Origin of the sequence: Geodermatophilus amargosae, assembly GCF_041028265.1 — a bacterium.
GTDB lineage: Bacteria > Actinomycetota > Actinomycetes > Mycobacteriales > Geodermatophilaceae > Geodermatophilus > Geodermatophilus amargosae_A.
Genome location: NZ_JABGCW010000003.1, coordinates 147,602 through 161,079, shown reverse-complemented (window position 1 = coordinate 161,079; position 13,478 = coordinate 147,602). Strand labels below are relative to the sequence as shown.

At 73.0% G+C, this 13,478-nt stretch carries 10 protein-coding genes; 4 read left to right on the top strand and 6 right to left on the bottom strand.

The window, feature by feature from the left end; translation table 11 throughout:
• Positions 1–4: 4 nt before the first annotated feature.
• The gene (locus HLV61_RS04105) at positions 5–1,234 is read right to left on the bottom strand and encodes an acyl-CoA dehydrogenase family protein (RefSeq protein ID WP_369253117.1); all 1,230 of its coding nucleotides are present in this window, start codon (positions 1,232–1,234) and stop codon (positions 5–7) included.
• Between the two features lie 269 nt (positions 1,235–1,503).
• On the opposite strand from HLV61_RS04105, the gene HLV61_RS04100 reads away from it, so the two are divergent.
• On the top strand, positions 1,504–2,283 hold the full coding sequence (locus HLV61_RS04100; RefSeq protein WP_369253116.1) for an enoyl-CoA hydratase-related protein: 780 nt from the start codon (positions 1,504–1,506) through the stop codon (positions 2,281–2,283).
• A gap of 447 nt (positions 2,284–2,730) precedes the next feature.
• Positions 2,731–4,182, top strand: a complete 1,452-nt coding sequence (locus HLV61_RS04095) for a family 14 glycosylhydrolase (protein ID WP_369253115.1) — start codon at positions 2,731–2,733, stop codon at positions 4,180–4,182.
• Between the two features lie 87 nt (positions 4,183–4,269).
• Here HLV61_RS04095 and HLV61_RS04090 read toward each other — a convergent pair whose 3' ends face one another.
• The 3 genes from HLV61_RS04090 to wrbA all read right to left on the bottom strand — a co-directional run bounded on the left by HLV61_RS04090 (position 4,270) and on the right by wrbA (position 5,967).
• Positions 4,270–4,761 (bottom strand): GNAT family N-acetyltransferase, encoded by a 492-nt coding sequence (locus tag HLV61_RS04090; RefSeq protein WP_369253114.1) that lies wholly within the window; start codon positions 4,759–4,761, stop codon positions 4,270–4,272.
• Positions 4,762–5,020: 259 nt separating this feature from the next.
• Positions 5,021–5,230, bottom strand: coding sequence for a hypothetical protein (locus HLV61_RS04085; RefSeq protein ID WP_369253113.1), 210 nt, complete (start codon positions 5,228–5,230; stop codon positions 5,021–5,023).
• A gap of 89 nt (positions 5,231–5,319) precedes the next feature.
• On the bottom strand, positions 5,320–5,967 hold the full coding sequence (wrbA, locus tag HLV61_RS04080) for an NAD(P)H:quinone oxidoreductase (RefSeq protein WP_369253112.1): 648 nt from the start codon (positions 5,965–5,967) through the stop codon (positions 5,320–5,322).
• A 205-nt stretch (positions 5,968–6,172) separates the two neighbouring features.
• Here wrbA and HLV61_RS04075 point away from each other — a divergent pair, with 205 nt between their 5' ends.
• Entirely contained in the window at positions 6,173–9,154 is a 2,982-nt protein-coding gene (locus HLV61_RS04075; RefSeq protein WP_369253111.1) for a BTAD domain-containing putative transcriptional regulator, read from the top strand.
• Between the two features lie 127 nt (positions 9,155–9,281).
• Positions 9,282–9,779 carry an anthrone oxygenase family protein gene (locus HLV61_RS04070; RefSeq protein WP_369253110.1) on the top strand — a complete coding sequence of 166 codons (498 nt, stop codon included), beginning with the start codon at positions 9,282–9,284 and terminating at the stop codon, positions 9,777–9,779.
• Between the two features lie 505 nt (positions 9,780–10,284).
• Here HLV61_RS04070 and HLV61_RS04065 read toward each other — a convergent pair.
• Positions 10,285–11,679, bottom strand: coding sequence for a WS/DGAT/MGAT family O-acyltransferase (locus tag HLV61_RS04065; protein WP_369253109.1), 1,395 nt, complete (start codon positions 11,677–11,679; stop codon positions 10,285–10,287).
• Between the two features lie 1,048 nt (positions 11,680–12,727).
• Entirely contained in the window at positions 12,728–13,000 is a 273-nt protein-coding gene (locus tag HLV61_RS04060; protein ID WP_369253108.1) for a hypothetical protein, read from the bottom strand.
• Positions 13,001–13,478: the final 478 nt, after the last annotated feature.

The following is a 13,478-nucleotide window of genomic DNA, read 5'->3' as shown; positions in this document are numbered from 1 at the left end:
TCGATCAGGGGCGCGGCGGCAGTGCGGGGGTACGGCGGAGCTCGGCCTTGGCGATCGACCGCAGGTGGACCTCGTCCGGGCCGTCGAACAGGCGCATCGCACGGTGCCATGCGTACATGGCCGCCAGCGGCGTGACGTCGGTGACGCCGGCGCCGCCGTGGACCTGGATGGCCCGGTCGATCACCTGCGTGGCGGCCCGGGGGACCGCGACCTTCGCCATGGCGACCAGGTCGCGGGCGGCCTTGTTGCCCTGGGTGTCGATGACGTGGCTGGTGCGGTGGCACAGCAGCCGGGCCTGCTCGATCTCCAGCCGCGACTCCGCGATCTGCTGCTGGACGACGCCCTGGTCGGCGAGCGGACCGCCGAACGCGACCCGCTCCTTCGCTCGCTGGGTGAGCAGGGCGAGGGCGCGCTCTGCTGCGCCGAGCGCACGCATGCAGTGGTGGATGCGGCCGGGCCCGAGGCGGGCCTGCGCGGCGGCGAAGCCACCGCCCTCCTCGCCGACGACGTTGGTCACCGGCACCCGCACCCCGTCGAAGCGCACCTCTGCGTGCCCGTGCTGGTCGTGGTGACCCAGCACCGGGTGGTCGCGCACGACGGTCACGCCGGGGGTGTCCCGGGGGACGAGCACCATGGTCTGCTGGCGGTGGGTCGGGGCCGACGGGTCGGTCTTGCCCATCACGATGAAGACCGCGCACCGTGGGTCCATGGCGCCACTGGTCCACCACTTGCGCCCGGTGATCACGTACTCGTCGCCGTCCCGCTCGATGCGGGTGGCGATGTTGGTGGCGTCGCTGCTGGCGACGTCGGGCTCGGTCATGGCGAACGCCGAGCGGATCTCCCCGGCCAGGAGGGGCTCGAGCCAGTCCTGCTTCTGCTGCTCGTTGCCGAGCAGGTGCAGCAGCTCCATGTTGCCGGTGTCGGGGGCCTGGCCGTTGATCGCCTCGGGCGCGATGTCGAGGCTCCATCCGGAGAGCTCGGCGATCGGGGCGTACTCGAGCTGGGTCAGCCCCGACTCCGCCGGCAGGAAGAGGTTCCACAGGCCCTGCGCCCGGGCCCGCTCCTTCAGCCGCTCCACGACCGGCGGGACGACGTGGTCGTCCGGGCCCGCCGCCCTGCGGTGCGCCAGGTACTCGGTCTCGGCGGGGAGGACCTCCTCCCGCATGAAGGTGAGCATGCGGTCGTGCAGTTCGCGGGCCCGGGCACTCGGGGCGGGCAGGTCGTACTCGAACACGGGACCTCCTGGGAGAAGGCGCAGGGACGGGACGTCGGCCACCCGGAGCACCTCGGATGCACCGGGCTGCTCCTGCGGGCCTGCTCTCGCACCCCGACGTTAGGGACCCGACCGCGCGGCCGCGATGCACGGAGGTGGACATCGGCCGGGGCGGCGGCCGGACGGCGCCCCGGCCACCGGGTGCTGCGGCGGAGCACCCGGGCGCCCGACACTGTGGACGCGCCGCCATCGGGGCGAGGCCGTCCCCTGGGATCCGCGGAGGAGCCGCCATGACCACCGTCGAGTACGAACAGCGGAACGGCGTCGCGCGGATCAGGCTGGCCGACGCGGAGCGGGGCAATCCCCTCACCCCGTCGATGGTCCAGGAACTGGGCCGCGCCGTGCGGCGAGCCCGCGCCGACGACGTGCACGTCGTCGTGCTCTCGGCCGCGGGCGGCGCCTTCAGCGTCGGAGGGGACGTGTCCGCCTTCGCCGCCGCAGAGGACGTCGAGCAGATGGTCGACGACATGGCCGAGTCGCTGCACCGCGTGGTCAGCGACCTGCACCGGATGGACGCCGTGGTGGTCTCCGTCGTGCGAGGCACCGCAGCGGGCGCCGGGGTGCCCCTGGCCGCGGCGGCCGACCTCGTGTTCGCGGCTGCTTCCGCGCGGTTCACCCTCGCCTACACCAGGATCGGCTTCTCACCGGACGGCGGCAGCACACTCCTGACGGCCTCGATCGGACTGCACCGGGCGCTGCACCTGGCGCTGCTCAACCCCGTCCTGTCGGCGGACGAGGCGCGGGCCGTGGGGCTGGTCGCCCAGGTGCATCCGGATGAGGAGCTGGACGCGGCCGTCGAGGACGTGGTCGCGGTGCTGCGGTCGGGTTCGCGGACGGCGCAGGTGGCCGCCAAGCGTCTGCTGCGCGAAACGGCCACACCTGCTGCGGAGGCGGCGCTGCGCCGCGAGACCCTGTCGATCCGAGCTCGGGCCGCCGGTCCCGATGGGCGGGAGGGCGTGTCGGCGTTCCTCGACAAGCGCCCGCCGAGGTTCCCCAGCAGCACGGACTGACACCGGCTCGTCGCACCGGGCACCAGCGCTCGCGCCGCGGCCGAGCCGGCCACCCCGCCGGGCCGTCGCGTTCGTCACACGAGCGGAGCGGATGGACGACCGTGGACCTGTGACCGACGTCGGGGGTCGAGGGCGCGCAGGGCTGCCCGAGGGACTCGGGCAGCGAAGCGTCCATCCCACTCGCACCACCCCGGCAGCAGGGAGGGGGTGGGGCGCTGCATGGACACGAGCGGACCCCGGCCGGCCCTTGGAGCGACCGGCCTGAGCGACGGCATCGGTCCCGGGTCCCGACGCCGACGAACTCCGAGCTCGTGCCACGCCGATCCTCTGCGGAGCCGAGAGCGGCAGCCGGATCGGACCGCGCGTCCGGTAGGACACGCCGCGGAGACCCACTCCGACCTGACACGTCCCTGGGTCATGGCGTAGCGAGGTGGCACCATGCCTGGTGTGAGGCACGTCACAGTCGCGTCCGCCGTCCTCGGTCTGCTCCTCGCCGGAGCCGGTACCGCCCAGGCCGCTCCCGCGGACGGCCCGGTGCCTCCCGGACCTGTGGCGCTGGGCGACCCGGAGTTCACCGCCAACGTCATGGCACCGCTGAAGGTGACCGACTGGGCGGCGTTCGAGACCGACCTGGAGACCGTGGCCGCCTACGGCGTGGACGCCGTGAGCGTCGACGTGTGGTGGGGCGACGTCGAGGGCGCGGCCGACAACCAGTTCGACTGGAGCTACTACGACCGGGTCTTCGACGTGATCACGTCCGAGGGGCTCGAGCTCGCGCCGATCCTGTCCTTCCACCAGGCCGGCGGCAACGTCGGTGACGACTACACCAGCCTGCTGCCGTCGTGGTTGTGGACGAAGTACGCCGACCGGACGTACCGCGGTGTCGAACTCGGCCCGACCGGGCTCCAGCACCAGAGCGAGCAGGGCAACCACAGTCCCGAGAGCGTGCAGGGCTGGGCCGACGAGGTGGTGATGAACGAGTACCGGGACTTCACCCGGGCGTTCGAGCGCCAGTACGGCGACGTGTACGCCGACGACGTGGTGGAGGTCAACGTCTCGCTCGGCCCGTCCGGGGAGCTCCGGTACCCCTCCTACAACCAGCACGACGAGGGCACCGGCTACCCGACGCGGGGCGCCCTGCAGTCGTACTCCCCGCTGGCCGTGCGCGACTTCCAGCAGGAGATGCTGCACCGGTACGGCTCACTGGAGGCGGTCGACCGCGCCTGGGGCACCGACCTCGGGTCGGTGGACCGGATCGGCCCGCCCGCGGACGCCGAGGCGTTCTTCACCAGCCGGGCGTACGTGGACACGCAGTACGGCCGCGACTTCGTGGACTGGTACAACGGCTCCCTGGTCGACCACGGCGAGCGGGTGCTGCGGACGGTCATCCGTGCGCTGGGCAGGGACTTCCCCGAGGCCGACATCGGCTACAAGGTCCCCGGTATCCACTGGCAGATGACCCACCCGGTCCACCCGCGGGCCACCGAGGTGACCACCGGCCTGATCCAGACCAGCGTCGACCTGGACTCGTGGGCGACCGGGCACGGCTACCAGCGGATCGTCGAACTGGCCAACCGGTTCGACGGCGGCCCGCGTGAGGTGGTCCTGCACTTCACCGCGCTCGAGATGGACGACCAGCCCGGTCCGGAGGCGTACTCGCTGGCCCAGACCCTGGTGCAGTGGATCGGCGACTACGCGTTCCGCGCCGGCGTCGAGCTCAAGGGCGAGAACGCGCTCGCCGGCGGTGTCGGATCCGACGAGGGCTGGGACAACATCGACGAGGCCTTCGAGACGTGGGGGTACCTCGGTCTGACCGTGCTCCGGATCGGTGACGTGTCCTCGGGCACCGGGGCGCGCCGGTACGCGGAGTTCATCGCTACGTACGGCCCCGACACCTGACCGCGCAGCGGCGGACGCCGCTGGTCGGGCGCGCGGTGCCAGGGGGATCCCGGCCCCGAGACGAGTGACCGGCGCCCCATCGCTGCGTCAGGCGATGCGAGCGGCGTTCGGGAGCCGTGCCATCAGAGCGCCCGGCTCGGGGAACGGCTGGAAGCCGTGCCGTGCGTACAGCGCGTGTGCATCAGCGGTCAGCAGCAACTGGAGGGAAGCGTCGGCGACGGCGGGATGGGCCAGGGCCGCCTCCACCAGTGCTCCGGCGATCCCGCGGCGGCGGTGTTCGCGGAGGACGAAGAGGTCGTCGAGCCAGGCGTGTGTCGCGGTGTCGGTGACGACTCGGGTGAAGCCGACCATGGTCGGTGTCGCCGTGGCCAGGTGCACCGAGAGGGGCAGCGACATCCGCACCGACCGTGCGACGCGTTCCCTGCTGACGCCCCTGCGCCAGTACGACTCGCCGGACAGGAACGCGTGGACGACGTCGACGTCCACGCGTCCGGGGTCGTCGGTGATCTCGTACGCGCCGAGCCGCCTCAGCGTCGAAGCGGTGGTCAGGAATGCGGCGACGTCGACGGAGGACGGCATGGCGACTCCAGATCCGGGGGAGGGGTGCAGTGCTGTCGGGCGCACGCCCCCAGTGCAGCCGGTGGACCTGTCACCATCCTGTCCTCCCGGCGCCGTCGCGCCAGGTCTGCTCGGTCACCCGAGCAGCTCCGGCGGGGCGTCCTGGCGCAGCACGCCGGGGGTGACGGCCCGGGGTGACGCCCCTGGGCCAGGTGCCTGCGCCCCACTGGACGAGGCTCGCCCGAGGCTGTCGGGATGGAGCCGGTGCGCCTCAGCTCGGTCAGCAGGCAGCGGCCGGCACCGGCCGACGGGGCAGGTCGAGCCCGCGCGCGGCGGTCCGGATCCTCAGCCGGGTGGCAGGTGACGCGTTCGCGTACCCGCTCAGCAGGCGCTGCTCGGTTCGTCCGGCCGCTGCGATGGGGTCGAAGGGGTCGAGCCTCCGGTCCATGGTGACGTAGCGGACGTGGTCCGCGGGGTCGTAGGTGTTCACGGTCGACTCCAGTGGTCCTGTCGGGTGTGCGTGACGAGGGAGGTGACCTCGGGGCGGCGGGCGTGGGTCGAACCGCCCGCCGCCGTCCGTCAGGCTGCTGCAGCTCCCGCGAGCAACCGCTTGGTGACGGTCGCGACCCGCCGGCCCAGATAGGCGGCGGCCGCGCTCTCGACGTCACCGACCGGCGTCGCCCCGTCGTCGCTGACGTGGCCGACACCGTAGGGATTCCCTGCCTCGAACTGGACCGGGTCGGTGTATCCGGGCGGCACGATGTAGCCGCCCCAGTGGTAGAAGGTGTTCGACAGGGCCAGCAGGGTCGACTCCTGGCCTCCGTGCCTGGTGGCGCTGCTGGTGAACGCGGCGTACACCTTGTCCGCGAGCAGTCCCTGCTCCCACAGGCCCCCGGTGGTGTCGAGGAACTGCTTCAGCTGGGCCGCCGGCAGTCCGTAACGGGTCGGGGTCCCGAAGATCACTGCGTCGGCCCAGACCAGGTCGTCCTTCGTCGCCTGCGTCACGTCCTGGGTCGCCTGGACGTGGGCGGCCCACGCCTCGTTCCTGCGGATCGCCTCCTCCGGCGCCAGTTCGGCGACCTTGCGGACCCGGACCTCGCCCCCGGCCTTCTCGGCACCCTCCCGGACCGCTTCGGCCAACGCGTGCACGTTCCCGGTGGCCGAGTAGTAGATGACCGCGACCTTGGGGCTGGGCCCGGAGGTCGGACCGGCGGTCGTGTCGTTCATCGCTGTCTCCTCGTGCAGTGGCCGGCTCCGGCCACGTCGTCGGGGGCCGGCCGCCGTCGGGCGGTGGAGACAGTGCATCGACGAGCTCTGCCCTGCGGCTGTCGCGAACCTGGCGCGGTCCGTCACGAGGCCGTGCAGTCCCCCGACGGTCGCCGCGCTGTTCCGACGGCCCTGTGGGGCGGGCCGGCTGGCTAAGCTGCGGCCCGTGGACTTCTCGGTCCTCGGCCCGCTCCGGGTACGGGCCGGCGAGGAGACCGTGGCGGTCCGCCGCGGTCATCCCCGCGTGCTGCTGACCTACCTCCTGCTGCATCCCGGTGAGCCCGTGTCGGGGTCGTTGCTGGCTGATCGCACGTGGAACGGCTGCCCGCCCGCCGACGCCGCCAACGCGGTCCACCGGATGGTGTCCTACCTCCGACGGACGATCGGAGCGCAGGAGGAGCTCCCGCTGCGCACGACGTCGGGGGGCTACGTCCTGGACGTGCAGGCAGCGGCCGTGGACTGTGCGCGGTTCAGCCGACTCGTCCGCGGAGCCGGTGACGAGCCGGTCCGGACCCTCGCCACGCTCGACCAGGCGCTGAGCCTGTGGCGCGGAGACCCGCTCGCCGATGCCGCCGACCTGCCCTGGGCCGCGCCCCACGTCACCGAGTTGGAGGAGCTGCACCTGCAGGCGCAGGAGCGGCGCCTGAGCTGTCTGCTGGAGCTGGGGCGCCATCAGGAGGCCGTTCCCGCGGCGCAGGCGCTGGCCCGGACGTACCCCCTGCGGGAGAACCTGACGAGTTCCCTGATGGTGGCGCTGTACCGGAGCGGGCGTCAGGGCGACGCCCTGGCCGCCGCAGCGGCGCTGCGCCGGACACTGGCCGACGAACTGGGCCTCGATCCGAGCCCGATCGTCCTGGATCTCGAGCACCGCATCCTCGTCCAGGACCCGGCCCTGGCGGCCAGACCGTTCGTCGGGGCCGACGTGCCGGAGCGCGCGCACGTGGTGAGCCCGGGGAGTGCTGGCCCAGATCCGCGCGAGGCGGCCGGGCACCCCGTCCCCAGGCCCCGTGCCGTCACCTCACTGGTCGGTCGGGAAGCGGAGATCACCGCGGTGTCCGCGGCGTTCGACGAAGCGGGGTTGTTGACGCTCACCGGCCCCGGCGGTACCGGCAAGACCCGGTTGGCCCTGGCGGTCCTCGGGCGGGGACCCGCCCGTGGTCCCGAGTGGTTCGCCGATCTCAGCAGTGCACACGACGATGCCGCCGTCGCGGGCGTCGTCGCCGCCGCCACCGGGACTCCCACGGCCCCCGGCAGCGACGTGGTGCAGGCCGTGGTCGCACACCTCGGTGACCACCCGGGGGTGCTCGTCCTCGACACCTGTGAGCACGTGGTGGGTGGTGCAGCCTCCCTGGCCGCGGCGGTGCTCCACGGCTGCCCGCAGGTGCGTCAGCTCGCCACCAGCCGTCGTCCGCTCGGGGTCACCGGGGAGGTCGTCTGGCCCGTGCCGCCACTGACACTGCCACCCCTGGTCGACGACGTGTCCACCGAGCAGGTCGGCCGAGCGGCGTCCGTCGAGTTGTTCGCGCAGCGCGCGGCGGCGGTGCAGCCGGAGTTCCGGATCAGCGACGCGAACGCAGCGGACGTCGCCGCCATCTGCCGGGTCCTGGACGGGCTGCCCCTGGCGATCGAGCTGGCCGCAGCGCACGTCGACGTGGCCAGCCCGGCGCGGATCCTGCAACGACTGGACGACCGGTTCGCCCTGCTGGTGTCGGAGACCCGAGACGTGGTCGCGCGGCAGCGGACGTTGCGGGCTGCGATCTCCTCCAGCGTCGACCTGCTCACGGCAGACGAGCGCACACTCCTCTCCGACCTCGCGGTGTTCGCCGGGACCTTCGACGTCGACGCCGCGGCGGCAGTGGCGGGTGGCGAGCCCGGATCGACCGACGCCGGGCACTTCCGGCTCCTCGCCTCCCTCCTGCGCCAGTCGCTGGTCGCGCGCGCCGGTCCTGACCGCTACCGGTTGCTCGACTCGATCCGCGCCTATGCCGGCGAGATGCTGGCGAGGAGGTGCGACGCGGCCGACGTGCACCGGCGCCATGCGGAGCACCACGCCGCGATGGCGGAGGCCGGCGACCGGCAGGTGCGAACCGACGCCCAGCGGCCCTGGCTCACCCTGCTGCGGGAGGTGCGACCTGATCTCCGGGCGGCCCTGCGGTGGTGCCTGGACGGCAACGCACCCGAGCTGGGCGCCCGGCTGGTCGGGGCACTGGCGTGGTTCTGGACGCTGGAGGGGCAGCTCGCCGAAGCCCGCGCATGGCTCGACCGCGCCGAGCGGACCCCGATCGGAGATCCCCGGGTCCGCTCCCGCGTCCTACTCGGCGTCGGTCTGGTCGCAGCCCCACTGGGTCGACTCGTCCTGGCGCGCGACGCGTGCGCCGAGGCCGCGGACCTCAGCCGGTCGGTCGGCGACGACCGCGGGACCGGGGACGCGCTCATCACGCTCGGCGTCGCCCTGTGGGCACTCGGCGACCTGGACGGAGCGGCGGCCGCGCACGACGAAGCGATCGACCGACTGGCCGCTGGGAGCGACACGTGGCGCCGGGACGTCGCGGTGATCCTGCGGGCGCGCACCGCCCTGGACCGCCATGACGCCGACGCGGACGACCGGGCCGCGACCGCCCTGGCCGCTGCTCGACGGAGCGGGGACGCCCATCTGGAGGGTCTCGCCCTGACCCAGCGAGCGCGCAACGCTCTCCGCGCGGGAGACGCACCGGTGGCCGTTCGCGCGGCCGAGGAGGCCCTGAGTGCCTGTCGGCGGATCGGCTACCGGGAAGGAGAGGCCGCCGCGTTGACACTCCTGGCGCGCGCGCGGCTCGCCGGGGGAGCGGCCGCGACCGCGGCCGACCTGGCCGAGCAGGCCATGCGGGTCGCGGCTGCGATCGACCACCGCGGGGCGCTCTGTCATGCCGCCGAGGCGCTGGCGGCTGCCCGCGCGGAGGCGGGCGACGACCACGGCGCGTTGCTGCTGCTCGAGGTGGCCGCGGCCGATCGGCGAGCTCGAGGGATCCCGGACTCGCCGGTGGAGCACGAACTGACCGGGCGGCTGGCCGAGACACTCCGTGCGCGACTGGGGCCGGACGCCGAGGACGCTGTTCGACAGGCCGCTGCCACGACGCTCGACGACGTCGTGACCCAGCGCAGCACCTGAGCACGTCAGCGCCCCCCGGCCGAGCACCTCGCATCGAGGACAGGTCGACAGCAGACCTCGGACAGCCCTCCCCGCTGGAGTCGACATCGCCGTCACCCGGCCCGACGCCCCCGAAGGGAGCAACCTCATGGAGCAGCAGCACATCCGCGGAGTCGCCCGCTGGAGGCGGCCGCTCGCGGTGGTGTCGGCGGTGCTCGCCGGCCTGCTCGCGGGCGGCATGGTCCTCATCCAGGTGGTGCTCGTGCCGTTCTGGCGCGCGACCCCGCCGGCCGAGTTCCGCCAGTGGTTCACAGCACACGCCGAGCGCATCCGGAGGCTGATGGTCCCGCTCGGCGCCGGAGCCGGCGTGTCCAGTGCGGCCTCAGCGGTGGTGCACCTGGTGGGTCGCCGCCAGCAGGGTCCCTCCTCGCTCGCCGCCGCGGTGGCCACGGGGGGCGTCCTCGCGATCACCCTGACCGTGAACGAGCCGGCGAACCACCGGTTCACCGACGGGTCACTCAGCGACGCGGAGACCCGGGACCTGTTGCGGACATGGGTCCGCTGGCACCGGGTCCGGGTCGTCCTGGGGCTCGCCGCGGCGGTGGCCGCGGCAGCGGCAGCGGGAGGACGCAACCGTGGAGGGTGATCACGGGGACGCGACCATGACCAGCAGCACCGCGCACGAGGCCGGCACGCGGACCGCCAGCACGGAGGTCCGCCCGGTCACCGTGCCGATCACGGGGCACGGCGGGAGGACCACGCGGGCAGCACCGGAGGACGGGGGTCGTCCGTCGAGTGGGCGCTGCGCTTCGCTGGCGTCGAGCGCCGGATCAGCCGTCCGCGCTGGTGGGACGCCTGGCCCGGCTCGGTCGGACCCGTATCGGCTCTCCCGGCATCTTCTGGACTGGAACCCGAGAGCGCTGTTCACAGCGGCGAAACCGCAGGTCGCGCATGAGCGAGAGTGCGGGAGCTGTCGGGCGGGTTCGCACCCCTGGGAGCGGCGCACGGATCTCGGGCCGCCCACCGTTCACGGTAGTCCTGCTCGCTGCCGCTCGAGCAGTGATCGGCCGCGTCGGCAGGTGCGGGAGAGGACCACGGCTCCTGGCCTCCGAGCCCGATGGCGCCGTCGTGTCGAAGGCGTGTGATGCCCGTCAGGACTCCAGGGGGAGCGCCTGCTCGAGCTCGGCCACGGCCTCGCCGGTGTAGACGGCGAGCTTCTGGAGGTGGGGGACGGTGTCGCGGCAGCCGGTGAACCCGAAGTGCATCTGGCCCGCGTAGCTGAACAACGTGATGTTCAGGGCAAGACCGTTGCTCACGATCGAGGCCGGGTACATCGCTTCCACGCGGGCACCGGCGAAGTAGAGCGGCTCGGGCGGCCCGGGTACGTTCGAGACGACCACGTTGAACAGCTGTCGCTGCGTGCCGAGCCCGGTGACGGCGCTGAGCGTCTGCAGTCCGACGGGCGCCATCAGCGTCTGGCTGTAGGCCGTGATGGCCTCCGGGGTCATCCCGTCGAACTGGTTCTTGGCCTCGGTCGTGGATGCGTTGACCGCCCGCAGCCGCTCGATGGGGTCGGCGACGTCGGTCGCCATCGAAGCCAGCAGGGCGCCGACGGCGTTGCCGCCGCCCGGGTCGTCCTTGGGCCGGATGTTCACCGGGACGAAGGCGACCAGGGGGGTGTCCGGCAGCTCGCCCAGCTCGAGCAGGTATCTCCGGATGCCGCCGCCGCAGACGGCCAAGGCGATGTCGTTGAGCGTGGTCCCGCTGGTCTTGGCCAGCCGCTTGAGTTGCGCCAGCGGGTACTGCTGCGTCGCGAAGCGGCGGTTGCGGGTGATCCGCTGGTTGAACGGGGTGTGCGGTGCCTGGAAGGTCCCGACCAGCGCGCCGCGGTTCCATGTGAGCCGGCTGAGCGCGCGGGTGAGCGGGCCGAGCGCGCGGACACCCTGGCCGGCGGAGCGGAGCAGGCCCGCCGGGCTCCCCCACGAGGCGGCGAGGTCGTCGAAGGCGGCCGAGGTCTTGAGCGGGACGTTGTAGAACAGGCGCGACTGCGCGCTGTCCGGGTCGGTGGTGAAGGCCTGCTCGTGGGCCTTCGTGAGGGTGTAGCCGTCCACGAGGGAGTGGTGCACCTTGGCGAACAGCGCGAAGCCGCCGTCCTCGAGTCCCTCGATGACGTGCAGCTCCCACAGGGGCTTGGACAGGTCGAGGGGGCTGGCGTGCAACCGGGCGACGAGGGTGCCGAGCTCGCGCTCGTCGCCAGGGGCGGGCACGGCGGTGCGGCGTACGTGGTAGTCGACGTCGAAGTCCTTGTCCTCGACCCAGGCGTGGAGAGGGTTGTACTGGAACCACGGCGTGGCGAGCTTGCCATTCCACGGGTTGGCGACCGACGGTGCGGTTCGGAGCCGCTCGAAGACGCCGCGCAGGTACTCAGGCGGCGCATCCTCGGGCGGCCGCAGGCGCATCAGGGTGCCGACGTGCTGGGGTGCCTCCCGCGTCTCGGCATAGAGGAAAGCCGCGTCCGCGGTGCTGAGAGGTCGTGGGCGTGCCATGGGGGCTCCTTCCACCTGCGCCAGAGGGCGGGCCGTGTGTACGGATCGTTGTCCCACTCGTCGAGCGACGGGCCACGCGACCGACCGGACCGGAGCGGGGACGGCGGCGGCCGGCCACTCCGTCAGCACCGTCGTCTTCCTGATCCGCGCCAGGTACCGACACCAGCGCCGGCGACGACTCCTCCGCCCGGTTCAGGCGCTCGGCCAGCCGCGGACGCACCACCACGCCGCGCCGCCGCCGAGGGACGTGGAACTCGGTCTCGATCGATGGGCCGGCCATCACGATCCCCCTCGGGAGCGGGCTCTCACGTGCCTTCGACTGGCACGCCTCGCCAGCGACACCGATGGCTCACGCGCGCATGCTGTCAGCACGAACTGGGCGGTGTCGATGGAGATCGGCCCGCGCAGATGCACGGATTCCGCGCTTCCTCGTGTGGAAGGGCGGTGGCCCGTGCCTGCCGAGGGCGCGACAGGAGCAGCTGCCGTCTCGCGTCAGGCGGCGGCGTGCTGCTGCACCGTGACCCCGTCCCGTCTGCAGGGCCGCTGGTAGGGCCCCGAGTCCCGCCGTGGCAGAAGCTCCGGACGGATAGTTCGTAGAGCTCGATCGTCCGCAGGGGCTCGGCAGCGGCTGCTGTCGCGCCCGGCGGAGCGACTGGGCAAGTACGCGAGCACCACCGGAGGACGGGGGTTGTCCGTCGAGTAGGCGCTGCGCTTCGCTGGCGTCGAGCGCCGGATCACTCGTCCGCGCCGGCAGGCCGCTTGGCGCGGCTGGGCTGGACGCGCATCGGCTCGCCCGGCATCTTCGGGGAGCGAAACCCGAGAGCGCTGTTCAGAGCGGCAAAAGCCCAGGTCGCCGCTGAGCGGAAGTGGGTGGGTTCATCGGGCGGGTTCCTTCGCCCGGAGGAGCGCAGGAACGGGCGGTTCTCGTGCCACTGCGACCGCGGTCAACGATGGGGGACACGCTGCCGCACAGGGCCACGTCGGCCCGTCCTCAGCGCCCGCGAAGGACCACGACGACGAACGATGGAGCGCGGTGGTTCCGCGGCGTCTACTGGGTGTGGTCCTCGTCGACGCGGGTCGACGGGGCCTTGCGTCGCGCCTGGGCCGACCGCAGCGCGAGACGGGCGAAGTAGGCCTTGCGCGCATGCCCCGCGCGGCGTGCCCCTTCCTCCGGTGACAGCACCCCGTCGGGGTCAATTAGGCGCTCGAAGCGGTCGAGCATCGCGCGGCGTGCCGGTTCTGTGCGCGCACTGGGGTCGGCGGTCCTGGCCCAGGACTCGTGCGCGGCCAGGCGCGCGATGAGCGAGCGGTCGGCCGACATGGCACTGAGGGTGCGGTCGTGTCTCCAGCCGGCCTCCGGTGATGCTGCACCACCCGTCACTCCGGAGACCGGAGCTCCCGTCTTCTGCAGTGGCTCCTACCGCGGCCACCGTTCGTCGCTGGTCATCCGCTTCTCCAGTACGTGCCTCCACTGGAGGACGACTGGGACAGCCGTCGCTGCCGGGGGAGCCGACGAGCGCGCTGGACCGTCGAGACCTCACGGCAGGTGAGGGAGGCCCGCCGTGTGCGACCGGTCCCGGACGGACGGTCGGCGGTGGTACGCCTCCAGGACGGTGCCCAGGACGGCGCCGAGTGCCGCGAGGTCGCGCTCGTAGATGCGGCCGTCGTCCAGCTGGCGAGCCAGCTCCGCGAGGAGTGGTCCCCAGTCGCGACGGGTCGGGGCCACCGGCGTCGGGATCTCCACCCGGCGCTCGACCAGCTCGACCGCCGAACGGCCGGACGCCGCTGCTCGCGACTGT

Bases quoted from the DNA above. Each gene is read 5' to 3' on its own strand.
- HLV61_RS04065 (WP_369253109.1), bottom strand. From the start codon at position 11,679: ATGGCACGCCCACGACCTCTCAGCACCGCGGACGCGGCTTTCCTCTAT.
- HLV61_RS04060 (WP_369253108.1), bottom strand. From the start codon at position 13,000: ATGTCGGCCGACCGCTCGCTCATCGCGCGCCTGGCCGCGCACGAGTCC.
- HLV61_RS04070 (WP_369253110.1), top strand. From the start codon at position 9,282: ATGGAGCAGCAGCACATCCGCGGAGTCGCCCGCTGGAGGCGGCCGCTC.
- wrbA (WP_369253112.1), bottom strand. From the start codon at position 5,967: ATGAACGACACGACCGCCGGTCCGACCTCCGGGCCCAGCCCCAAGGTC.
- HLV61_RS04100 (WP_369253116.1), top strand. From the start codon at position 1,504: ATGACCACCGTCGAGTACGAACAGCGGAACGGCGTCGCGCGGATCAGG.
- HLV61_RS04090 (WP_369253114.1), bottom strand. From the start codon at position 4,761: ATGCCGTCCTCCGTCGACGTCGCCGCATTCCTGACCACCGCTTCGACG.